The sequence below is a fragment of the Thermaerobacter litoralis genome (assembly GCF_054654595.1).
In genome coordinates this window covers 308,907-331,155 of sequence record NZ_BAAIES010000004.1, presented here as the reverse complement: position 1 = coordinate 331,155, position 22,249 = coordinate 308,907, and the positions used below count along the sequence as shown (strand labels likewise).

The 22,249-nt window shown below is 74.3% G+C and carries 15 protein-coding genes and 1 pseudogene; 15 read left to right on the top strand and 1 reads right to left on the bottom strand.

All coding sequences use genetic code 11. The annotated features are described in order from the left end of the window. The first annotated feature begins 85 nt into the window (after positions 1-85). The 3 genes from ACYQ02_RS03185 (at position 86) to ACYQ02_RS03175 (ending at position 5,822) form a co-directional block, all read left to right on the top strand. Positions 86-802 (top strand): cell division protein ZapA, encoded by a 717-nt coding sequence (locus ACYQ02_RS03185; protein ID WP_460038984.1) that lies wholly within the window; start codon positions 86-88, stop codon positions 800-802. 131 nt (positions 803-933) lie between these two features. Continuing rightward, positions 934-2,742 (top strand): DNA polymerase/3'-5' exonuclease PolX, encoded by a 1,809-nt coding sequence (gene polX, locus ACYQ02_RS03180; protein WP_460038983.1) that lies wholly within the window; start codon positions 934-936, stop codon positions 2,740-2,742. Positions 2,743-3,146: 404 nt separating this feature from the next. Further along, positions 3,147-5,822 (top strand): endonuclease MutS2, encoded by a 2,676-nt coding sequence (locus tag ACYQ02_RS03175; RefSeq protein WP_460038982.1) that lies wholly within the window; start codon positions 3,147-3,149, stop codon positions 5,820-5,822. A 99-nt stretch (positions 5,823-5,921) separates the two neighbouring features. Here the strand turns inward: ACYQ02_RS03175 and ACYQ02_RS03170 are convergent, their stop codons facing one another. Then, on the bottom strand, positions 5,922-9,188 hold the full coding sequence (locus tag ACYQ02_RS03170; protein WP_460038981.1) for a transglycosylase domain-containing protein: 3,267 nt from the start codon (positions 9,186-9,188) through the stop codon (positions 5,922-5,924). A 382-nt stretch (positions 9,189-9,570) separates the two neighbouring features. Between ACYQ02_RS03170 and tyrS the strand changes: the two genes are divergently transcribed. The 12 genes and pseudogenes from tyrS (at position 9,571) to queA (ending at position 22,248) form a co-directional block, all read left to right on the top strand. Then, complete coding sequence (tyrS, locus tag ACYQ02_RS03165; protein ID WP_460038980.1) at positions 9,571-10,815, top strand: tyrosine--tRNA ligase; 1,245 nt, start codon at positions 9,571-9,573, stop codon at positions 10,813-10,815. A gap of 202 nt (positions 10,816-11,017) precedes the next feature. Continuing rightward, positions 11,018-11,722: a sporulation protein YunB gene (gene yunB / locus ACYQ02_RS03160; protein ID WP_460038979.1), complete on the top strand. Its 705-nt coding sequence runs from the start codon at positions 11,018-11,020 to the stop codon at positions 11,720-11,722. Positions 11,723-11,868: 146 nt separating this feature from the next. Next, positions 11,869-12,834: a cysteine synthase A gene (gene cysK, locus ACYQ02_RS03155; RefSeq protein ID WP_460038978.1), complete on the top strand. Its 966-nt coding sequence runs from the start codon at positions 11,869-11,871 to the stop codon at positions 12,832-12,834. Positions 12,835-13,082: 248 nt separating this feature from the next. Continuing rightward, positions 13,083-13,829: a YebC/PmpR family DNA-binding transcriptional regulator gene (locus ACYQ02_RS03150; RefSeq protein ID WP_460038977.1), complete on the top strand. Its 747-nt coding sequence runs from the start codon at positions 13,083-13,085 to the stop codon at positions 13,827-13,829. A gap of 277 nt (positions 13,830-14,106) precedes the next feature. Further along, positions 14,107-14,694 carry a hypothetical protein gene (locus ACYQ02_RS03145; RefSeq protein WP_460038976.1) on the top strand — a complete coding sequence of 196 codons (588 nt, stop codon included), beginning with the start codon at positions 14,107-14,109 and terminating at the stop codon, positions 14,692-14,694. Between the two features lie 200 nt (positions 14,695-14,894). Next, positions 14,895-15,356: pseudogene (gene ruvC, locus ACYQ02_RS03140) on the top strand (crossover junction endodeoxyribonuclease RuvC); the annotation flags it as partial. A 176-nt stretch (positions 15,357-15,532) separates the two neighbouring features. After that, positions 15,533-16,207: a Holliday junction branch migration protein RuvA gene (gene ruvA / locus ACYQ02_RS03135; RefSeq protein ID WP_460038975.1), complete on the top strand. Its 675-nt coding sequence runs from the start codon at positions 15,533-15,535 to the stop codon at positions 16,205-16,207. Next, the gene (gene ruvB / locus ACYQ02_RS03130; RefSeq protein ID WP_460038974.1) at positions 16,204-17,268 is read left to right on the top strand and encodes a Holliday junction branch migration DNA helicase RuvB; all 1,065 of its coding nucleotides are present in this window, start codon (positions 16,204-16,206) and stop codon (positions 17,266-17,268) included. The genes ruvA and ruvB overlap by 4 nt, the downstream gene beginning before the upstream one ends. A gap of 101 nt (positions 17,269-17,369) precedes the next feature. After that, a complete protein-coding gene (locus ACYQ02_RS03125) occupies positions 17,370-17,600 on the top strand; it encodes a DUF2905 domain-containing protein (RefSeq protein ID WP_460038973.1) in 231 nt (76 codons plus the stop codon). A 90-nt stretch (positions 17,601-17,690) separates the two neighbouring features. Beyond that, positions 17,691-18,413 carry an RNA polymerase sigma factor SigI gene (gene sigI, locus ACYQ02_RS03120; RefSeq protein WP_460038972.1) on the top strand — a complete coding sequence of 241 codons (723 nt, stop codon included), beginning with the start codon at positions 17,691-17,693 and terminating at the stop codon, positions 18,411-18,413. 309 nt (positions 18,414-18,722) lie between these two features. Further along, positions 18,723-20,447, top strand: coding sequence for an anti-sigma factor domain-containing protein (locus ACYQ02_RS03115; protein WP_460038971.1), 1,725 nt, complete (start codon positions 18,723-18,725; stop codon positions 20,445-20,447). A 691-nt stretch (positions 20,448-21,138) separates the two neighbouring features. After that, a complete protein-coding gene (gene queA / locus ACYQ02_RS03110; RefSeq protein WP_460038970.1) occupies positions 21,139-22,248 on the top strand; it encodes a tRNA preQ1(34) S-adenosylmethionine ribosyltransferase-isomerase QueA in 1,110 nt (369 codons plus the stop codon). Position 22,249: the final 1 nt, after the last annotated feature.

Sequence of the window (22,249 nt, the reverse complement as noted above, 5' to 3'; positions counted from 1 at the left end):
AGGCCTGGCGCGGCGCGTGGCCGGTCGCCGTCCGGCAGGAAACGGCGGGTGCGGCCCGAAGCACTATCGCGGGAGGGGCCCGGACATGCGTGAGACGCCACCGGCCGGGGGCCAGGGCGGCGACGGGACGATCCACCGGGTGACGGTGCGGATCTTCGGCGAGGAGTACGTGCTGCGCGGGGAGGCGCGGCCGGCCTATATGGAACGGCTGGCCGATATGGTCGACCGGCGCATGAACGAGATCGCCAAGCGCCACCCGCGGTTGGGCATCACCCGCATCGCCGTGCTGGCCGCCATCAACCTGGCGGACGAACTCAGCAAGCTGGAAGAGCAGTACCAGCGGGTGCTGGGCATGCTGGAGCGGGAGTGGGACCGCCGCAAGCGGGAGCTCAACGGCCGGCCAGCGGGACCGGGCGGGGCGGGCGGTTTCGCTTCCGGCGGCGAGGTCCCCCCCGCGGCCCCGGGCGGGGGCTGGCCAGCGGGGCCGGCCGTCGGAGGTGCCGAGGGCCGCTCGCCCGCCGGTGGCGGACCGGCGTCCCTGGGCCCGCTGCCTGCGGTGGCGGCCACGGCCGAACCGCCTTCCCACCGCCCTGCACCGGGGGGCCCGGCGGGCCAGCCGGGTCTTGAGGCTGCGCGGCCCGCCGGCGGCCGGCCCGTGGCCGGTCCCGGGACGGCCGGGTCGTCGCGGGGGAATGGAGCGGCCGGCCGTGGGCCCGCGGGGGCTGCCGGTTCGTCGTCCCACGGACCGGGGGCCGGCCGGCCCGGGCCGGATGGGGCACCGCCGGCCGGGGATGGCCGGTGAGGGCGGCGGGCCCGGATCGGCCGGCGGAACCCGGGCGGGTTCCACCCGGGGATGAGGTCGTTCCCGGGGAAGGCCCGGGGCAGCCCCGCCCGGAGCGCCCCGAGCCGGCCGTTCCTGCCGAGGGGCGTCCCATGACGAACAAGCGGGTCGCCGCCCTGCTGGAAGAGATCGCCGACCTGATCGAGATCGAGGGCACGGATGCCCGCAAGGCTGGCGCCTACCGCCGGGCCGCCCGCACCGTCTCCGCCCTGCGGGACGACCTCCGCACCTACCTGCAGGGGGACCGCCTTTTGACCCTGCCCGGCATCGGTCCCGCCATCGCCGGCAAGATCCGCGACTTCTACGCCACCGGTTCCACCCGCCTGCTGGACGAGTTACGGGCCAAGGTGCCCGCCGGGGTCCAGCGCCTGCTGGGCGTTCCCGGACTGGGACCCAAGACCGCGGGCCGGCTCTATCACGAGCTGGGCATCGACTCCCCCCAGGCGCTGCGGGAAGCCCTGGAGGATGGCCGGGTGGCCGCCCTGCCCGGCCTGGGGGAGGCACGGGCCCGAAAGCTGCTGGACGCCCTGGATCGGATGGAACGGGAGGGGCGTCGCCTCACCCTGGGCGAGGCGCTGGCGGTGGCGGCGGCCGTCGGGGCCGAATTGGCCCGGCTGCCCGGGGTGGAGGAGGTCGTCCCCGTCGGCCCGGCCCGGCGCGGCGTCGAGCAGGTGGAGGCCGCCGACCTCCTGGTCCTGGCGCGGGAACCGGCCGCCGCCGCGGCGGCCGTGGCGGGTCGACTGCAGGAGGGCGGCGCCCCTGTGGACGCCGGCCAGGGAGAGGCCGGGCCCGTGGTGGAGGCCACCGTGGACGGCTGGCCGGTGCGGGTCACCGTGGCGCCGGCCGAAGCCCGGGGGCCGGCCCTGATCTACACCACCGGGAGCCCGGCCCACTGGACCCAGCTGCGCCAGTGGGCGGCCGGGCAAGGCTGGGAGCTGGAGCCCGGGGGCCTGCGGCCGGGCCGGGACGGGACGGCCGGCGACGCCCCCGCCCCGGACGGGGACGAAGCCGCCCTGTACCGGCGCCTGGGCCTGCCGCCCATCCCCCCGGAACTGCGGGAGGGGGAGGGGGAACTGGAGGCGGCGGCGGCCGGCCGGCTGCCCGAGCTGGTGGCCCTGGCCCACCTCCGGGGCGATCTCCACGTCCACAGCCGCTGGAGCGACGGGGCCGCGTCCATCGCCGAGATGGCGGCGGCGGCCCGGGCCCGGGGGTACCGCTACCTGGCCATCTGCGACCACAGCCGCTCCCTCAAGGTGGCCCACGGCCTGGACCTGGCGGAGCTGGAGGCCCAATGGGCCGAGATCGACGACCTCAACGCGGCCCTGGAGGCCGAAGGCGCCGGCTTCCGGATCCTCAAGGGGGCCGAGGTCGACATCCTGAAGGACGGGCGGCTCGACTACCCCGACGAGATCCTGGCCCGGCTCGATGTGGTGGTGGCGTCGGTCCACACCCACCTGCAGCTGGACCGGCAGGCCATGACGGAGCGGTTGCTGGCGGCGGTGGAACACCCCCACGTGGACATCATCGGCCACCCCACGGGGCGCCGGCTGGGGTTCCGGGACCCCTACGACGTCGACCTGGAGGCGGTCATCGCCGCCGCCGCCCGCCACGGCACGGCCCTGGAGATCAACGCCTCGCCGGAGCGCCTGGACTTGCCGGCCCTGTGGGCCCGCCGCGCGGCGGAAGCCGGGGTGTGGCTGGTCATCGACACCGACGCCCACGGGCCGGACCAGCTGGCGCAGGTGGCCCTGGGCGTCAAGGTGGCGCGGCGAGCCTGGGTCGAACCCGGCCAGGTGCTCAATACCCTCGAGCGGGACGCCCTGCTGGCGTGGCTGGCGGCCCCCAAGGGCCGGCGCCCCGGGCCGGCCGGCACCGGTGGTGGCCGAAGGGCGGCGGGGTGAGGGGACTCGGCCGCGGGCAAGCCGGTCGCCCGCGACACCCGGCGACGCCGGCCGGCGGGAGCCGGCCCACGCCCCCTTGGGACGAACCGGATCCCGGAGGAACCTGCCGCGCCCTCCGGCCGCGCCCTCGGGTCGCGCCCTCCACCGGCCGCCCGGCGGCGGGCTGGGGGTGGGAGGGGCGGCGGCTCGGGGCGCGGGCGGGAGGGCGAAGGGGCCGGCCGATCCCACCCCCAGGCCGGCGGTCCGGCAGCCCGCGCCGTTGCCATGCGGCCGGTCCCGCCGTTGCCATGCGCCCAGTCCCTGGACTATGGTCTGAGAGGAGAGGGGTCGCCGGGAACGCGAGCCGGGCCATGCCCGGCCGGCGCCGGGCATGGCCCGGCGGCACGGGACCCAGGGAGGCCATCATGGACCCACGCAGTCTGGACCGGCTGGAGTATGCCAAGATCCTGGACCAGCTGGCCGCGCAGGCCAGTTTTTCTTTGGGCGCCGAGCGTTGCCGCGCCTTAGAGCCCCTGACGGACCCCGACGCCGTGCGGGAGCGGCAGGCGGAGACCGAGGAGGCCGCCCGGCTGCTGGAGCGGGAGGGCGACATCCCCCTGGTGGGCCTGGCCGACATCCGCCGTTCCCTGCAGCGGGCGGCCAAGGGCGGCATCCTGTCGCCCGAAGAGCTCCTGGCCGTGGCCGGCACCGTCCGGGGCGCCCGGCGGCTCAAGGCCTTCCTCCTCCACCGCGAGGCATCGTACCCGCGCCTGGCCGCCCGGGCGGCCCGCCTGATCCCCCAGCCGGCCCTGGAGGAGGCCATCGCGGCGGCCATCGGCGACGACGCCCGGGTCCGCGACGAGGCCAGCCCGCGGCTGGCGGGCCTGCGGCGCCGGCTGGCCGACCTGGAGGAGGCCATCCGCCGCCGGCTGGAGGAGATGATCCGCTCGCCCCAGTGGGCCGCCGCCTTGCAGGAGCCCCTGGTGACCCAGCGGCGGGGCCGGTTCGTCCTGCCGGTCAAGGCGGAGGCCCGGGCCCAGGTGCCCGGGGTGGTCCACGACCAGTCGGCCAGCGGCGCGACCCTGTTCGTCGAGCCCATGGCGGTGGTCGAACTCGGCAACCGGCTGCGGGAGACGGAGGCCGAGGAACAGGAAGAGGTCGAGCGGATCCTGGGCGAGCTCACCCGGCAGGTGGCGGCCGCCGGGGACGAGCTGGCCGCCACCCTGGAGGAACTGGCCGCCCTGGACGTGGTCGTGGCCCGGGGCCGGCTGGCCCTGGCCATGCGGGCGGAGCGGCCGGCCACCCTGGACCGGCCCCGCATCGACCTCAAGCGGGCCCGGCACCCGCTGCTGGGAGCGGGGGCGGTGCCCATCGACGTGTGGCTTGGGGATGGGGCCGGATTCGACACCCTGGTGATCACGGGTCCCAACACCGGCGGCAAGACCGTGACCTTGAAGACCGTGGGCCTGCTGGCCCTGATGCATCAGGCCGGGCTCCACATCCCGGCGGCGCCGGGGAGCGCCCTGGGCGTCTTTCCCCAGATCTTCTGCGACGTGGGGGACGAGCAGAGCATCGAGCAGAGCCTTAGCACCTTCTCGTCCCACATGAGCGCCATCGTCGGCTTCGCCCGGGCGGCCCAGCCCGGCGCCCTGGTGCTGCTGGACGAGATTGGCGCCGGCACGGACCCCGACGAGGGGGCGGCGCTGGCGGTCGCCCTGATCGAGCACTTCCGGGCCCGCGGGTGCCTGGTGGTGGCCACGACCCACTACAGCGCCCTCAAGGCCTATGCCTACCAGCAGCCGGGCGTCGAGAACGCCAGCGTGGAGTTCGACGAGGAGACCCTGCGGCCGACCTACCGCCTCTGGATCGGCTTGCCCGGCAAGAGCATGGCCCTGGCCATCGCCCGGCGGCTGGGCCTGCCGGAGTCCATCGTCCAGCGGGCGCGGCAGGTCATGGGGGCCGGCGCCCACCGGGTCGAAGAGCTGATCGCCGCCATGGAGGCCGACCGGCGCGAGAGCGCCCAGCTGCGGGCCGAGGCCGAGGCCCGGCGGCGGGAGGCCGAGGCCCTCTACCGGCAGCGGCTGCAGGAACTCGAGGCCCAGCGCCAGGAGCACCGGGCCCGGCTGGAGGCCCTGGAGCGGGAGATGGCCGTCGCCCTCCGGGAGGCGCGGCAGCAGACGGAGGGCCTGGTGGCCCGCCTGCGGGCGTCGGTGGGCCGGCTGGAAGCGGCCCTCGACGAGCTGGCGCGGCTCCGCCAGCTGCTGGCACAAGCCGGCGGCCGGCGGGGGCGGGGTCCGGCGGCCGGCGCCGGGGTCGAGGAGGCCGGCGGCGGGGCCGCCGGCGGGTGGGAGGCCATCGAGGCCCAGGCCGCCGAGGCCCTGGCGGCGGCCCAGGCCGTCCTGGCCGAGACCCGCGAAGGCCTCGGCGCCCTGGAAGAGCGCACCCTGGCCGCCCGGCGGCGGGCCGAGGAGGCGCGCCGGCAGGCACGGGCGGGGGCGGAGGCGGTGCTGGCCGCCGCCTTGCGCCCCGGGGCCCGGGTGGAGGTGCTGAGCCTGCGCCAGGAGGCGGAGGTCCTGGAGGTGCCCGGCGACCCGGGGGAGCCGGTGACCGTGCAGGCAGGCATCCTGCGGATGCGTGTGCCCCGCTCCGACCTGCGCTTGCTGGACGAACCGGCCCCACCGGCCGTCCCCGGCGGGGCTGGCTCCGGGGACCGGGAAGCGGCCCCGGGCGCTCTCCCGGCCGGTTCATCCAAGCCGCGACGGGGCGGGAAAGGCGCCGGCCCCGCCGGGGACGGGGCGCGGACCGGCGCCCTGGAGCGGGCCCGGCTCATGCAGGCCAAGGCCCGCGAGTTCGAGCCGGAGATCCACTTGCGCCAGCTGACGGTGGACGAAGCCCTGGCACGCCTGGACAAGTACCTGGACGATGCGATCCTGGCCGGGGCGCCCCAGGTGCGGATCATCCACGGCAAGGGGACGGGCACCCTGCGCCGGGCCGTCCACGAGTATTTGCGCAAGCACCCGGCGGTGGCCTCGTACCGGCTGGGCGCGCCCAACGAGGGCGGAACCGGCGCCACGGTGGCCGTGCTCAAGGATCCCCTGTGACAGGGGCGACGGGAATAAGGATGGGAAAAGGGGCCGGCGTACCACCGGCCCCTCTCGTCGCGGGGTCACCCCCGCCGGAAGGCGGTTCCTTCCCGAGCCTCAGGCCGCCCGCCCGGCCCGGGCCGTCAGGGCGGACCACCAGCGATCCCAATCGACCCGGAACACCCCGGGCCCGATGGGGAGGATCGCCTGGCCGCCGTCCCCGTCGTCTCCGCCGTCGTCGCCCCCTTGATCCCCGCCGCCCTCCGCCGGGACCACCTGGATCTGGAGGACGAAGTGCTCATTGGGGTGTTCGGGGTGGAGCACCTCCAGCTGGTGGTCGGCCGGCTGGTCGAAGTTAAGGGTGATGGTGCTGGACCCGTTGGGCCCGATCCGCAGGCGCTCGATGCGTCGAGCGTCCAGCAAGACCATCACGTTCTGATGGGGCTGGCCGATGCCGTCGGCGATGGTCACCTGCAGCGGCTGGCCCGCGACCACCTGGACCGGCCCCTGGGGCCCGTCGGCCCGGTTCCCCTGGAGGCAGATGGTCACCGGCTGGTCGCTGGGCGTGCACCCGCCGCTGCCACCCCCGTTGCCGCCGCCGTTGCCCCCGTTGCCCCCGCCGGCCCCCGGCTCGGTGCCCTGGACCGTCACCAGCAGCCGCACCACCAGGCTCGTCTTGCTGCCGTCGGGCGCCGTGGAGGTGGCGGTGATGCGGTACTCCTGCTGGCCCGGCTCGGCCGGCAGGGTCAGCGGCACGTCCACGCTTTGCAGGGCGCCCACCTGGATCTGGCGATCGGGCAAGGGCACGGTGACCTGGTGGTCACGGCCGGCCACGTCCGTGAGGCGGACGGTGACGGTGGCGCCCGGGGCCCCGCTGACCGTCATCTCGCCCGGGACCGCGCCCTGGGGGGTGAGCCAGATCTCGTTGGGACCTCTGTCCCGCTGGAACACCGGCGAGGCCGCACAGGACGCCTTCTCGGGATCGGGCGGCATGAGGGCGTAGTCCTTCGGTTCCGGCGCGCCTTCCGGCAACTGGGCCGGCGGCCGGTTGAAGAAGGCCTTCTCCTGGGGTGTGCAGGCACAGTTGGGCGCGTAGAGGAACTCCGGGTTCTCCGCGCAGACGGGCAGCTTGACCCAGAGGTTCTCGGCCTCCGTCGGCTGCGTGCCGGCGACGAAGACCTCCCGGTACTGGAGCTCCTCCGGGCAGTTGGGCCCCGGCAACAGGCCGGTGTTGGCGCAGACGGTGGCCGTCACGATGCCCCGCGGCGGGTCGAACCAGCGCACGGGCTTGCCTTCGTGGGCCGCCGCCATGATCCGGCCCCAGATGGGGCCGGGGACGGTGCTGCCGAAGACGTCGCCCCGCAGGCGGGGGAACTGGTCCTCCAGGGGATCGTTGGAGGCCAGACCCACCCAGACCGCGGCGGCATACTGCGGGGTGAAGCCGACGAACCAGACGTCCCGCTTTTCGTTGGTGGTTCCGGTCTTGCCGGCGGCAGGCCTCGGGAAGTACTGGTCGTGGATGCGGTAGCCCGTGCCCGACGAGGGCTCGAAGGGGTCCGCCCCCGCCGGGAAGCGGTGGGGTTCCATGACCTCCCGCATCATGTCCGCGATGATGTAGGCGACCCGCTCGTCCACCACCGCCTCCCGGTGGTGCTGGTGCTGGTAGAGGATGCGCCCCTGGGCGTCCCGGATCTCGGTGACGGCGTAGGCGTCGTCGCGGATGCCGCCGCGGGCGAAGGTGGCGTAGGCGTTGGCGACCTCCAGGGGCGTGACGCCCTGGTGGTAGCCGCCCAAGGCCAGCGCCGATGGCTGCCGGTCCTCGGGTGTCAACGGGAAGCCCAGCTTCTGGGCGAATTCGTAGGCCGTGTCGATCCCCGCCAGCTGGACGGCCCGGGCAGCGACCACGTTGATGGACCGCTTCAGGCCGAAGCGGAAGGGCGTCATGCCGAAGTAGATCCCGTCGTAGTTGTTGGGCGACCAGTCCGCCCAGACGAACTTGGCGTCATCCACCACCGTGGCCGCCGTATACCCCTTCAGCAGAGCGGGCGCGTAGGCGGTGAGGGGCTTGGTGGCCGACCCCAGCTGCTGGCGTTCGCCCTGGATCCTTTCGCCGTCGGCAGCGAAGTTGGTCAGGCGGGCGCCGTACCCGCTGTCGTAGAACCGCCCTCCCACCAGGGCCACGATCTGGGCTTCCTCCACGTCGACCACGGCGATGCCGACCTGGGGCCCGCGGTTTTTGTCCTCCGGTGTGGGGGTGGGGAAGCCCATCGCCTTCAGGTGTTCGGCTTGGGCCTCGAAGGCCGCCTTTTGCAGCTCCGGATCGATGGTCGTGTAGATGCGCAGGCCGCCCTCCAGCAGCAGGTTGTTGGCCCGCTCCATGGCCGCCTCATGGTCGAGGCCGTTTTCTTCCTCGAAGCGGGCGGCCAGGTTGCGCAGGGTCTCGTCGATCACGTAATCGACGAAATGGCCGAAGATGTTCCGGTTCTTCTGGCTGTGCCGGGTGTTCACCTTGGGCCGGTTCGCCAGGACGTCTTCCTCCAGGGCTTCCCGGTACTGCTGTTCGGTGATGAAGCCCAGCTCCCGCATCTTGGCCAGGACGAGCCGCTGCCGCTCCTTCCAGCGGCCGTTCTCGGCCCGCTCCTGGTCCGCCTTGGACGGCTCCTCGCCGGGGTCGGGGATGGGCGGCGGCGGGTAGGCCGACGGGTTCTTGGGGATCCCGGCCAGCACCGCCGCCTCGGCCACGGTGAGCTGGTCGACCGGCTTGCCGAAGTACGTGTAGGCCGCCGCCTGGATGCCGTAGGCGCCGTTGCCGAAGTAGATCTGGTTCAGGTACATCTCCAGGATCTCGTCCTTGGTGAAGCGGCGCTCCAGCTCGATGGCCAGGATGGCCTCCTGGATCTTGCGCCGCCAGGTGCGATCCTGGGTCAGGAAGGCGCTGCGCGCCAGCTGCTGGGTGATGGTGCTGGCGCCCTGCAGGTGGCCGCCGCGCAGGTTGTTGATCAGCGCCCGGGCGATGCCGATGGGGTCGACGCCGAAGTGGTCGTAGAACCGCTCGTCTTCGATGGCGATGAAGGCGTTGCGCACGTGCTCGGGGATCTGCTCCAGCGGGACGACGATCCGGTTCTCCGGCCCCTGGATCTCCGTCAGGAGCTCGCCGTGGCGGTCGTAGATGAAGGAAGTCTGGGCCACCTGGGGCCGCAAGGCGGTGATCGGGCCCATGGCCCGCACGGCGCCCATCATGAAGCCCGCGGCCAGCACCGTCCCGCTGATGCCGAACAGGAACACGAGGAATAGGAAGAGCCGCATCCAGCGGATGCGACGCCACCAGGGCTTGCGCCGCCGCGGGCCGCCGTGACCCGCCGGCGCCTGGGGATAACCGGCCACGCAAGTCCCTCCCCCTGTGGAAGCTCCTCCTCCGGGGAACCTTGCCCGCCCGTCCCGCGCCCACGGCCGGCGGCGGGTGGGGGCCGGTTCGTCCTGCCGATTATACCACGGGGATGTTTCGATGCCGGGGCGCGCCGTCCCCGCCGGCGCGCCTTGTCAGTCCATACCGGTTATATTACCTTCGTGCCAGCGCGGCCCGGGATGGGGACGGGCCGCCGGGGCCGGGGGTGGACGGACCGGTCCGCGTGGTTTTAACGGGTCCCTTTTGGGATGGACGGCTTTTGACGGTGCGTTTTGAACGGGTGCCTGACGGGTGCCTTTTGTAAAGACAAGCATGACAATGTCAGGGAACTCCAGGGACGGGTGGAGGAAGGGAAGCGGCGTGGCGGCGACGACCCGGGCAAGCGGTGCCTCCCTTTCCGCGCAGGAGCAGCTCGAGATCCTGCGGCGCGGGGCGGCGGAGATCGTCTCCGAAGCAGAGCTCTTGCAGAAGCTGCAGCGTTCGCTGGAAACCGGCCGGCCCCTGCGGGTCAAGCTGGGCCTCGATCCGACGGCGCCCGACCTGCACATCGGCCACACCGTGGTCTTGCGCAAGCTGCGGCAGTTCCAGGACCTGGGGCACCAGGTGGTCCTGATCATCGGCGACTTCACGGGCCGCATCGGTGACCCCACGGGCAAGTCGGTGACCCGGCCCCAGCTGAGCGATGAGGAGGTGCGGGCGAACGCGCGCACCTACGCGGAACAGCTGGGCCGGATCCTCGACCTGGAGCGGACCGAGCTCACCTTCAACGCCCGCTGGCTCGGGGCGATGACCTTCGCCGACGTGATCCGCCTGGCGGCGCGCTACACCGTGGCCCGGATGCTGGAGCGGGACGACTTCGCCCAGCGTTACCGGGAGGGCCGGCCCATCGCCATCCACGAGTTCCTCTACCCCCTGGCGCAAGCCTACGACTCCGTGGCCGTGCGGGCCGACGTGGAGCTCGGGGGCACCGACCAGAAGTTCAACCTGCTGGTGGGCCGGGAGATCCAGCGGGAGTACGGCCAGGAGCCCCAGGTCGCCCTGCTCATGCCCCTGCTGGAGGGTACCGACGGCAAGGACAAGATGTCCAAGTCCCTGGGCAACTACATCGGCATCGCCGAGCCGCCCGGCGAGATGTTCGGCAAGACCATGTCGATCCCGGACGAGCTGATCGTCAAGTACATGGTGCTGGCGACGGACCTGGACATGGCGGAGATCCGCCGCCTGGAGCAGGGGATGGCGGAGGGCCGGGTCAACCCGCGGGATGCCAAGCTGCGGCTGGCCCACGCCCTGGTCCGCATGTACCACGGCCAGGCCGCGGCCGACGCCGCCCAGGAGGAGTTCCTGCGGGTCTTCAGCCGCCACGAGCTGCCGGCGGACATGCCGGAGGTGGTCCTGCCCGCGCCCCGGCTCGACGCCGTCCAGCTCCTGCGGGTGGCGGGCATGGCCCCGTCCAACAGCGAGGCCCGGCGGCTGATCGAGCAGGGGGCCGTGCGGCTGGACGGCCAGCGGGTCACCTCGCCCCAGGAGGAGCTGGCCCCCGCGGACGGGGCGGTCCTCCAGGTGGGCAAGCGGCGCTTCGCCCGCCTGCGCCTGCCGGGCCGTTAAGCGGTGCCCGGGCCGGCCCTGGACCGGCGGCCCGGGGGCTTGCCGAATCGGGACCGGGACCGCCCGCGGGTCGCCGCCCCGGGTGACCCTTGCGGCCCCTTCCGGCGCATCCCCGTCCCCGCCGGCCGTTCAGGCCCCCCGGCCCGGCGCATACACATAGGCCCGGGACCCGGTCCTGCCGGTCCCGGGACGGTGACCCCTTGTGGCCTACGTGCGCCGGAGGAACCGGCGGTGGTGGGGCGGGCCGCCCCGGTTGCGCCTCAGCCGCCGCGGCATCCTGCTGCTGCTCCTCGGGACCCTGCTTGCCCTCCTGTGGCTGGTCGAACGGGCCCTGACGCCTGCCCTGATGACCATCGCCCGCCGGGAGGCGGAGATCCGCGCGGTGCAGGCCATCGGCGCCGCCGTGGAGGCGGAGATCGCCGGCCGCTACCAGCCCGAGGACGTGGTCCGCGTCCGCTACGACGCGGGCCGGCCCGTGTTCGTCCAGGTGAACACGCCGCTGATCGTGGACGTCCAGGCCCGGGTGCTGCGGGCGGTCCAGGAGCGGCTCAACGACCTGCGGGGCATGCCGGTGCGCATCCCCCTGGGGGCCGCCCTGGGCAACGAGCTGCTGGCCGGCTGGGGGCCGGAGGTGCCCGTCCGCATCCTGCCCCTGGGCCGGGTCGATGTGGACGTGGAGAGCCGGTTCGACGGGGCGGGGATCAACCAGGTCCGGCACCGGGTGGTGCTGGTGATCCGCACCACGGTGCGGGTCGCCATCCCCCTCTACGGCGACACGGTGCCCGTAGAGGTGCCGGTGCCCCTGGTGGAGACGGTCATCCCGGGCGACGTTCCGCCGTGGGTGGCTCCCTGGCCGGGGGCCGCGCCGGGAACCGGCGGCGGGGGTGCGGGCGGGGCGGGGCGGTGAGGGCAGGGCCTGGACCCCGCACCGTTTCCGGGACGGCGAATCCTGGTATGCTGGAAACCGGGCGGGCCGTTCCCGCCCGGTCCGGATGCCTCCGGGGCAACCCGGAGACCTGGGATTGCCGATCCTGGAGACGGGAGGTCGCGGCATTGGCCGACGTCAGGGCGCAGGCCGGTCGCGTGGCGACCGACGTCCTGCAGCTGGTGGGCGGGACCCCGGTGGTGCGCCTCAACAAGGTGGTGCCCCGGGACGCCGCCGAGGTTTGGGTCAAGCTGGAGTCGTACAACCCCGCCGGTTCCGTCAAGGACCGCATCGCCCTCAGCATGATCGAAGCCGCCGAACGGGACGGCCGCCTGAAGCCGGGGTACACCATCGTCGAGCCGACCAGCGGCAACACGGGCATCGGCCTGGCCATGGTGGCCGCCGTCAAGGGCTACCGGCTGCTGCTGGTGATGCCCGAGACCATGTCCCTGGAACGGCGGGCCCTGCTGCGCGCCTACGGCGCCGAGCTGGTCCTGACCCCCGGGCCGGAAGGCATGGCCGGCGCCATCCGCAAGGCGGAGGAGCTGGTGGCCGAGCATCCTACCTACTTCATGCCGATGCAGTTCGACAACCCCGCCAACCCCGAGATCCACCGCCGGACCACGGCCCGGGAGATCCTCGAGCAGATGGACGGCCGGCTGGATGCCTTCGTGGCCGGCGTCGGCACGGGCGGGACGCTGACGGGGGTGGGGGAGGTCCTCAAGAAACAGTGCCCGGGCTGCCTGGTGGTGGCGGTGGAACCGGCCGCCTCGGCGGTGCTCTCGGGCGGCGAGCCGGGGCCCCACCGGATCCAGGGCATCGGCGCCGGGTTCGTCCCCCGGGTCTTGAACCGCAGGGTGATCGACCGCATCGTGCCCGTGCGCGACGAGGATGCGGTGGTCATGATGCGCCGCCTGGCGCGGGAAGAGGGGCTGCTGGTCGGCATCTCGTCGGGGGCCGCGGCCTGGGCGGCCCGGCAGGTGGCGCGGGAGCTGGGGCCCGGCCGCCGGGTCCTGGCGGTGCTGCCCGACACCGGCGAGCGGTACCTGTCGATGATGGAAGACCTGGCCGCCTTCGTCCGCGAGGAGGAGTGAGAGCGGCCGGCACGCATCGCCCGACCCCGATGCGCCATCCCGCCGGACCGCCCTGGGCCGGCGCGCAGGCCCGCCGTCTGGCCTCTCGCGCCAGGTGGCGCGCCGGCCGGGCAGCCGGCTGGCCGGCCGCCCGGCGGGCTGTGTTACAGCCGTGCTACAATAGGGCGCGGCACCTCCTCGTGCGGGTGCCGGTGCGGCCGATCACGGGGATTCATCCTGTACATGATGCCACGGGAGGATGGAGCACCATGGCCGGGCACTCCAAGTGGGCGAACCGCAAGCATCGCAAGGCTCGGCAGGACGCGAAGAAGGGCAAGATCTTCTCCAAGCTGGCGCGGGAGATCATGGCCGCTGTGCGCCAGGGCGGCGGCGACCCCGACGCGAACCCGCGCCTGCGCCTGGCCCTGGAGCGGGCGCGCCAGTTCAGCATGCCGGCGGAGAACATCGAGCGCGCCATCAAGCGGGGCCTGGGCGAGTCCGACGCGGACAACTACGAGGAGCTGATCTACGAGGGCTACGGCCCCGGCGGCGTCGCCCTGATGCTGGAGATCCTGACCGACAACCGCAACCGCAGTGCCGGCGAGATCCGCCACATCTTCGCCAAGCACGGGGGCAACCTGGGCGAGAGCGGTTGCGTGGCGTGGATGTTCGACCGCAAGGGCGTCATCACCGTGCCCGCCCAGGGCGCGCCTGCCGAAGACGACCTGCTGCTCCTGGCCGTGGAGGCGGGGGCGGAGGACCTCAAGGCGGAGGACGGCGCCTTCGTCGTCTACACCGACCCCGATGACCTGCACCGGGTCCGGGAGGCCCTGGAGGCGGCCGGGGTGCCGGTGGAGGACGCCGAGCTGCGCATGGTGCCCAAGACCGAGGTGAAGGTGGAGGGCAAGGAGGCCGAGCAGCTCCTGCGCCTGCTCGACGCCCTGGAGGACCACGACGACGTCCAGGAGATCTACGGCAACTTCGAGCTTCCCGACGAGCTGCTGGTCGAATCCTGACCCCGGGACCGCCGTGGCCTGCCGCGGGGGCAGGCCGGTGACGGGGTACCGCGGCAGGGTCCCGCGGCCGGGCTGGTAGCGGGGTGCCGGGGTTCCACGGCCGGGCCGGTAGCGGGGTGTCGGGGTCCCGCGGCCGGGCCGCCCCGGGATCCACCGCGATCCACCGGGATGCATAGGAGCGCCGCCGCCCGGGCATGCTGGCCTTCCAGAGATGACGGTGCCCGCTCCGGGGCGGGGCTTCCCTGCCGCGGGCGGGTGCCTCCCGGGAGGCAGGCCCGTGGCGACGGGGCGCAGGCAGGCCATGGCGGCGACGCTGGTGGCGGTGGCCATCCTGGGCGGGGTGGCCGCAGGGGCCTACTGGTGGCGCCAGGACGCTGCCGGCCGGGACGAACCGGCCCCCGCCGCCCGCAAGCCCGCGCCGCCGGTGCGTGCCACCCTGCTGACGCCGGAGACGCGGCTGGTGGAGCGGACGCGGTATCCGGCCTGCGACGGCGTCGTCCTGGAGACCGAGCGGCCGCCGACGCCGGTGGAGACGGGCTGGCGGGTGGCCGACCTTTTGCGCAGCAGAGATACGTGGCGGCTCGTCGAGGCCCGGGCCGGCCGGATCGTCCTCGAGCGCAGCCTGCCGGGCCCCTGCCCGCCCGAGGCTTGGCTGCGCTACCGCACCGTGGGCCTGGAAGACGGCCGGGTCGCGGTGTTCTATGGCCGGCCTGGCGAGAAGGGCCGGGACCTGGGCCCGCCGCGGCTCATCACCACGGTGCCGGAGGAGCGCCTCCTGCCCGGGGACCGGCGGCGCCTGCAGCAGGGGCTGGTGGTGGAGGGCGATGCCGAGGCCTGGCACGTCCTCGAGAGCCTGACGCCCTGAGAGAGGCCATGAGCGTTGACCCCCCGAGAGAGGCCCTGAGCGAGCCAATCGCATGAGCTCGTCCAGGCCCTGGCTCCGGCCCACGGCCCGTCCGGACGGACCCGGACGGACCCCTGGGACCTCCTTGCCTTCCCTTCCCAATCCACAAGGAAGCGCCCGGTCACCTGTCGAAACTCCCCCGGATGAACGGAGGGATTGCGTTGCAGGTGCTGGGCATCGATCCGGGGACGGCGACCATGGGCTTCGGCGTCGTGGCGGTGGCCGGCACGACCCTGGTGCCCGTGACCTACGGCGTGATCCGCACGCCCGCCGGCCAGCCCCCGGCTCAGCGCCTGGCCGCCATCTACCGGGACCTCGAGGAGCTGCTGGCCCGCTACCGGCCCCAGGCCGTGGCCGTGGAGCGCCTGTTCCTCCAGAAGAACCGGTCCAGCGCCCTGCACGTGGGCCAGGCCCGGGGCGTCGCCCTGCTGGCCGCGGCCCGGGCGGGGTTGCCGGTCCACGAGTACGCGCCCCATGAGGTCAAGCAGGCCGTGGTGGGGTACGGCCGGGCCTCCAAGGCCCAGGTGCAGCGCATGGTTCAGACCCTGCTCGGCCTGGCGCGGCCGCCGGTGCCCGACGACGCCGCCGACGCCCTGGCGGTGGCGGTGTGCTGCCTGCATGCCCAGACCTCGGCCTGGGCGGGGCAGGCCGCCGCCGTAAGGGCAAGCGGGGCGCGGCCCATGGCGGGGCGCGCCGGGGACCGGCCGGCGGGCGCGGCGGGCGCCGGGTCGGAGCCGGGAGCCGCTGCGGAGGCGGTGCCGGCCGGCAGCGGTCGATCGCCCCGCGGGGGGGCCGGGCGGTGATCGCGTTCCTCAGCGGCCGGCTGGCCGGCTGCCACGGCGACGAGGTCTGGGTCGACGTGGGCGGCGTGGGCTTCCGGGTGGCGGTCTCCCGCCAGACCCAGCGCCGCCTGCCGGCGGTGGGGGAACCCGTGCGGCTCCTGACCCGGCTGGTGGTGCGGGAAGACCAGTGGTCGCTCTACGGCTTCGCCACGCCCGATGAGCAAGCCGCCTTCGACGCCCTGGTGACCGTCTCGGGCGTGGGGCCCCGGGTGGCCCTGTCGGTGCTGTCGGTTCTGAGCCCGGACGAATTGCGCCGGGCGGTGGTCTTGCAGGAGCCGGCCCCCCTGGTCCGGGTGCCGGGGGTTGGCCCCAAGCTGGCCCGCCGGCTGCTGACGGAGCTGCGGGACCGGCTGGGGGCGCCGGAGGATCTGGCAGCGGGCCCGGCGGCGGCCGGCGCCCCGGGGGCCGGCACGGCGGGTTCGTCCGACGGGAGGTCCGCGGGTGCCGCCCCGGCGCCGCGGGATGACGCCCGGGCGGCCCTGGAATCCCTGGGCTACAGCCCGCTGGAGGCGGAGCAGGCCCTGGCGATGGCGGCGGCGGAGGTGGAACCCGATGCCCCGGCCGCGGCCTGGGTGCGGGCCGCCCTGCGGGCGCTGGCCGGAAGCCGGACGGTGGGAGGTGCGGCCCGATGATCGAGGAGGAGCGCGTCGTCTCGAGCCGGCTGCAGCCCGGCGACGCCCCGCTGGAGGCGGGCCTGCGCCCCCAGTCCCTGGACGACTTCCCGGGCCAGGAGGGCGTGAAGGAGAAGCTGTCCATCTACATCCAGGCGGCGCGGGAGCGGGGGGACGCCCTGGATCACGTGCTGCTCTACGGTCCCCCGGGCCTGGGCAAGACGTCCCTGGCCCAGGTCATCGCCCGGGAGCTGGGCGTGGGCTTTCGCATGACCTCCGGCCCGGCCATCGAACGGGCGGGCGACCTGGCCGCCCTCTTGACGAACCTGAACGACCGGGACGTGCTGTTCATCGACGAGATCCACCGCCTGCCGCGGCCGGTGGAGGAGGTCCTCTACCCGGCCATGGAGGACTTCGCCCTGGACCTGATCATCGGCAAGGGGCCGGCGGCGCGGTCCCTGCGCATCGACCTGCCCCGCTTCACCCTGGTGGGCGCGACGACCCGGGCCGGACGCCTGACGGGACCCTTGCGGGACCGGTTCGGCGTCCTCTTGCGCCTCGAATACTACCGGCCGGAGGAACTGGCCCGGATCGTCATGCGCTCGGCGGGCATCCTGGGGGTGGCCATCGACCCCGAGGGCGCCCAGGAGGTGGCCCGGCGGGCCCGCGGCACGCCGCGGGTGGCCAACCGCCTCTTGCGCCGGCTGCGGGACTACGCGCAGGTACGGGCCGAGGGGGTCATCACCGCCGAGGTGGCCCGGGCCGGACTGGATCTCATGGAGGTCGACCCCCTGGGCCTGGACCGGGCCGATCGCCGGCTGTTGACCGTGATGGCCCTGCACTACGGCGGCGGGCCGGTGGGCCTGGAGACCCTGGCCGCCGCCATCGGGGAAGAGCCGGAGACCATCGAGGACGTCTACGAACCCTACCTGATGCAGATGGGCTTCCTGCAGCGCACGCCCCGGGGCCGGGTGCTGGCCCGCCGCGCCTACGAGCACCTGGGGCTCCCGATCCCGGCCTGGCTGGAGGAGGGGGCCGAGGGGGCGGGGCTGCAGCAGCGCCTCCCGGGCCTGGGGATGTAAACATTTCGTCATGAAACTGTAAACTTTGTAGGAGATGGCCGGTTCATCGGGAATAGGGAATCCCATAGGCGGAACCGGACAGGGGATGACCGAAGGGTCGGGTGAGTACCGTGGGGTTGACGGACATCGGGCGCTGGCTCGTCGTCATGGGCCTGGGCCTGGCGGCCCTGGGCCTGTTCCTCTGGCTGGCCGGCCGCATCGGCTTCGGCGGCTTGCCGGGGGACATCGTCGTCCGGCGCGGGAACTTCACCTTCTTCTTCCCCCTCGCCAGTTCCCTGTTGTTGAGCCTGCTCTTGACCCTGGTGCTCAACCTGCTGTTCCGCGGGCGCTAGGGCGCCCGGCCATGGGAGAGGACGGGTGCCGGCCGGCGGCGTCGCCCGCCCGGGTGGCCGGCGGCAGCTCGATGCCGACGGGGTGGAGCCATGAATGCCAGCCCCCTGGGGACGGACCAGCTGATCGTCCAGGCGAAGGCGGGGGATGACGACGCCCGCAACGAGCTGATCCGGGCGTACACCCCCTTCGTGCTCAAGGTGGCCTCCCGGGTCTGCGGCCGGTACCTGCACGCCGGCCAGGACGAGGAGATCAGCATCGGCTTGCTGGCCTTCAACGAGGCCATCGACCGGTTCGACGCCACCCGGGGCAACAACTTCATCGCCTTCGCCGAGACGGTGATCAAGCGCCGGTTGATCGACCACTTCCGCAAGCAGTCGGCGGCGCGGGCCGTCGTCCCCTTCAGCGACCTGGAGACCGAAGACGATGAGGGGCATCCCGTCAACCAGGTGGACATCCAGGCGGCCCTGGACCAGCACGCCCTGGCCGTCGAGGCCTGGGAGCGGCGCCAGGAGATCCTCCGGTTCCAGCAGGAGCTGGCTCTCTTCGGCATCCGCTTCAGCGACCTGGTGGAGAACTGTCCCAAGCACAAGGACGCCCGGGACCGGGCGATCCAGGTGGCGCGCCGGCTGGCGTCGGTGCCGGCGTACCGGGAAGCCCTGCTGAAGAACCGGACCCTGCCCTTACGGGAGCTGGCGGCGGACCCGGAGGTGCAGGCGTCGCGCAAGACCTTGGAGCGCCAGCGCAAGTACATCGTGGCCGTTGCCCTGATCCTCATCGGGGATTATGTATTTCTCCAGGAGTACGTGGCCTGAAGCGGGCCACCGGCGCCGGCTCGCCGGCGCCAGCTGGCCGGCACCGGCTGACCGCCGGCTGAAGGCCGGCCGGACAAGAGGCAGCGCGGGTCACCGAGCCGTCGACTTGGAAGGCGCCCGCGCCGGAGGGGACGGGACGCGGCCAACGCATGGCTGGGAGCCGGCGGGACCGGCCAGGGGGAGCGGGGACGGACGACTTTTTTGTGTCCAAATCCGACAATCACCCCAGAACCGAACCCGTCCTTTGCGTAAGGAGTAACGGAGGCCGGATTCCTTGGGACGAACCGGCCGGGGGAGGCGTGCAGGGCCGTGGGGACGAAGGCGGTCGTGCTGGAGATCGACGGGGATAGCGCCGTCGTCCTGCGGGAGGGGGGCCAGTTCCTCCGGGTGCCCCTGCGCGGTCGTCGCTGGACCGTGGGGCAGGAGGTCCACCTGGAGGTCGTCCGGCGCCCCGCCTGGCGCCCGCTGGTGGCCTGGGCCGCTGCCGCGGCCTTGCTGGTGGCCGTGTTCAGCGGCTTTTTGGTGACGCCGGTGGCGGCCGGTCCGGCCGGCTACGTCACCGTGGACCTGGATCCGGCCAGCGTGGGCCTGGTGACGGACCCATGGGCCCTGGTGCTGGGGGTCGAGCCCCTGACGGAGGCGGCCGCGGCCCTGATCGAGCCGGCAGCCTGGGTCGGGTTGCCGGTGGACCGGGTCATCGTCCTGCTGGTCGAACGGGCCGCCCAGATGGCGACGCCCCTGCCGGGGGTCGTCGTCATCGCGGCGGCGCCCCTCGAGGAGGGGCAAGGCTTGCCGCCGGCCGTGCGCCAGGCCGTCGCTCGCGCCCAGCGGGGCGCGGCCGTGGTCCTCGAGCGGCGGCCGGAGATGGTGGCCGCCGCCGTCATCGCGGTCGACGAGCCCCAGGTGGGACCGCAGCTGGGCCAGTTCGCCCGGCGCGCGGGGCTCTCCGTCTTCAAGGCGGCGGCCTTGCTGGGCGCCCAGGTCGAGGCGGTCACCCAGCAGCCCGCCGCCGGGGGTCCCTCGCCGTCCCTGGTGGCCGAGGCCCTGGCCCGCCTGGTCCGCCTGGGCCCGGAGGACCTGGGCCGCATGGGGTTCGGCCCGGGGCGGCCAGGGGGCGCAGGCGGCTCGGCGCGCCCTGCGGGCGGGGGTAGCGGGCGGCCGGTGACCCCGCCGGCCGGTTCCGGCGGGACGCCGGGGACACCGGGTTCCGGCGGGAACCTGCGGCCCGGCGGGGGTGACCAGGCGGACGCCCTTCTTGGGGCCGCCATCCTGGACGGCCTGAAAAAGGTCCGGACGCTGCGCCAGGTGCTCCCCCACGGCATCATGCAATTCGTCTTGCCGGTACGCCTGGCCGAGCCCGCCGTCCCGGAGGGTGGGGCGAGTCGAACGGCCGGGGGCCGGAAGGCCGGCCACGACCGGAAGGACGGCCAGCCGGCAGGAGGCGCCAAGGCCGGTGCCGGCCGGGCCGACCGCCCGGGGCGGGGGTCGGGGGCGGGCGCCGGACCGGCGAAGCAAGGTGGAGGCCCGGGCGAGAAGGGCGGCAAGGAGCGGGGCGGGTCCGGCGGGCTCCTGCCGGGCCTGCCGGCCCCCACGTCCCCGGTCCTGCCCGGTCTTCCCCTCACCGGGGAGACGGGCGGTGATGGCGGCGGGTCGGGTGGGGGTGTGTTACCGGGCACGGGCGGTACCAGCGACGGGCAGGGAGGAGCGGGTTCTTCCCTGCCCATCCCCGTTCCCGGTGTAGGGACCCTGACCGGGTCGGGCGGTTCCAGCGGCGGCGGGTCGGCGCCGGCGGGCGGGTCGTCGGGGACCGGCTCCCTGGGCGGCACTAGCGGCGGGAGCACGTCGGGGTCGCCGGCCGGCACCGGCGGGTCGACCGGCAGCGGCACCACGGACGGTGGGGCCGACGCGGGGTCCGGGTCCACCGTGGACGACCTGGTCGACGACCTGGAGGACCTGCTGACCTGTCAAGAGGGCGGGGGACCGTTGGGATCTTGGGTCGGGGACGTAGCGGATTCCCTGCTCGGCTGCCCCTGAGCCCTTCGGCTTCCGGCCCCCGGGGCCCCCGGCCCCGCGCTGGGGTCTCGGGACGCCCGTCGGCCCCCGGGCGGGCGCCGGCCGGCCCGTGCCCGGTCGCGGCCGGTGGTGGGCCCGGGCGGGCCGGTGTCGTCCGATCGGACGGGCTTCCTCGGTGTCCGCGGCGCGGTGGGGGCGGGGCGGCTTGACGAGCCGCCCTCGGCCTGAGGAACTGCCCCGACGCAGGTGCGGGCTGGGGCGCGGAGCGAGGTCCCACGGTTGAGGTCGAGCCGATCCAGTTTCCCGGGACACCGTCGTCCCGGGTTTTCTTTGTGCCATAATGCGCAAGGAGACGGGCCGGTCCCGTCCCGGCGGTGGTAGGGGGAGGCGAGGTGACCGGAGCCGGTGGCCGTGAAGGGGACGGCCGCCGGCCCGGGAGGCTGCAAAGCCCAGGGCGATCCCCCGCCGCTCTCCCCGGGGTGTCCGCGTCGCACCTCCCCGGGGGCTGCAAGCCCGGGGCGCCCGCGTCGCATCTCCCGGGGCTGCAAGGCCAGGGCGATCCGGCGCCGCAGCCCCGGGATGTCCGCGCCGCACCCCCCGGGGTGTCCACACCCGACCCCCCGGGCGCCGGTGTCCGTGGCCCGCCGGGGAGCCTGCCCGCGGGCGGGGCGCGGCCGGCCCGCACCCGTTGGTGGAGAGGAAGGCTTGGTCCATGCGCGTCGAGGAATTCGACTACGAGCTGCCGCCCGAGCTGATCGCCCAGGAGCCCCTGCCCGAGCGGGACGCCTCGCGGCTGATGGTGGTCGACCGGGACACGGGTCGTTGGCTGCATGCCCGCTTCCGGGACCTGCCCCGGTTCCTCCGGCCCGGCGACTGCCTGGTGCTCAACGACACCCGGGTGCGCCCGGCCCGGCTGTACGGGCGCCGGCCCACGGGCGGCCAGGTGGAGTTCTTGCTGCTGCAGCCCACGGAGGACGGGCGCTGGCTGGCCCTGGCACGGCCGGGACGCCGGGTCCGGCCGGGGACGGTGGTGGTCTGCGGCGAGGACCGGCCCCTGCGGGTCTACGTGGAGGAGGCCCGGGAGAGCGGGGAGCGGGTGATCCGGCTGGAGCCGCCGGCCGGCGAGACCGTCGACCAGACCCTGCACCGTCTGGGCCGGGTTCCCCTGCCGCCCTACATCCGGGCCGAACTGGACGACCCCGAGCGGTACCAGACGGTGTACGCCCGGGAGGAGGGCTCGGTGGCGGCCCCCACCGCCGGCCTGCACTTCACGCCCCAGCTGCTGGAGCAACTCCAGGCCCAGGGGGTGCGCATCGCCTACCTCACCCTGCACGTGGGGGTGGGCACCTTCCGGCCCGTCACCGTCGAGCGGGTGGAGGACCACACCATGCACGCCGAGTTCTTCCGGGTGGAACCGGCGGCGGCCGCGGCGATCAACGAGGCCCGGGCGGCCGGCGGCCGCATCGTGGCCGTGGGCACCACCGTGACCCGGACCCTGGAGACGGTGGCCCGCCCCGACGGGACCGTGGAGCCGGGCAGCGGCTGGACCGACCTCTTCATCTACCCGGGCTACCGGTTCAAGGCCATCGACGGCCTGATCACCAACTTCCACCTGCCGCGCTCGACCCTGATCATGCTGGTGGCCGCCCTGCTGGGCAAGGAGCGGACCCTGGCGGCCTACCGGGAGGCGGTGGCCCGGCGTTACCGGTTCTTCAGCTTTGGCGACGCCATGTTGATCCTGGGCGGGGCGGTTCCAGGGGAGGGGCCGGTTCCCCCGGCGGAGGAACCGGCCCAGGGGCCCGAAGGCGCGGAGGGGCGTTGAC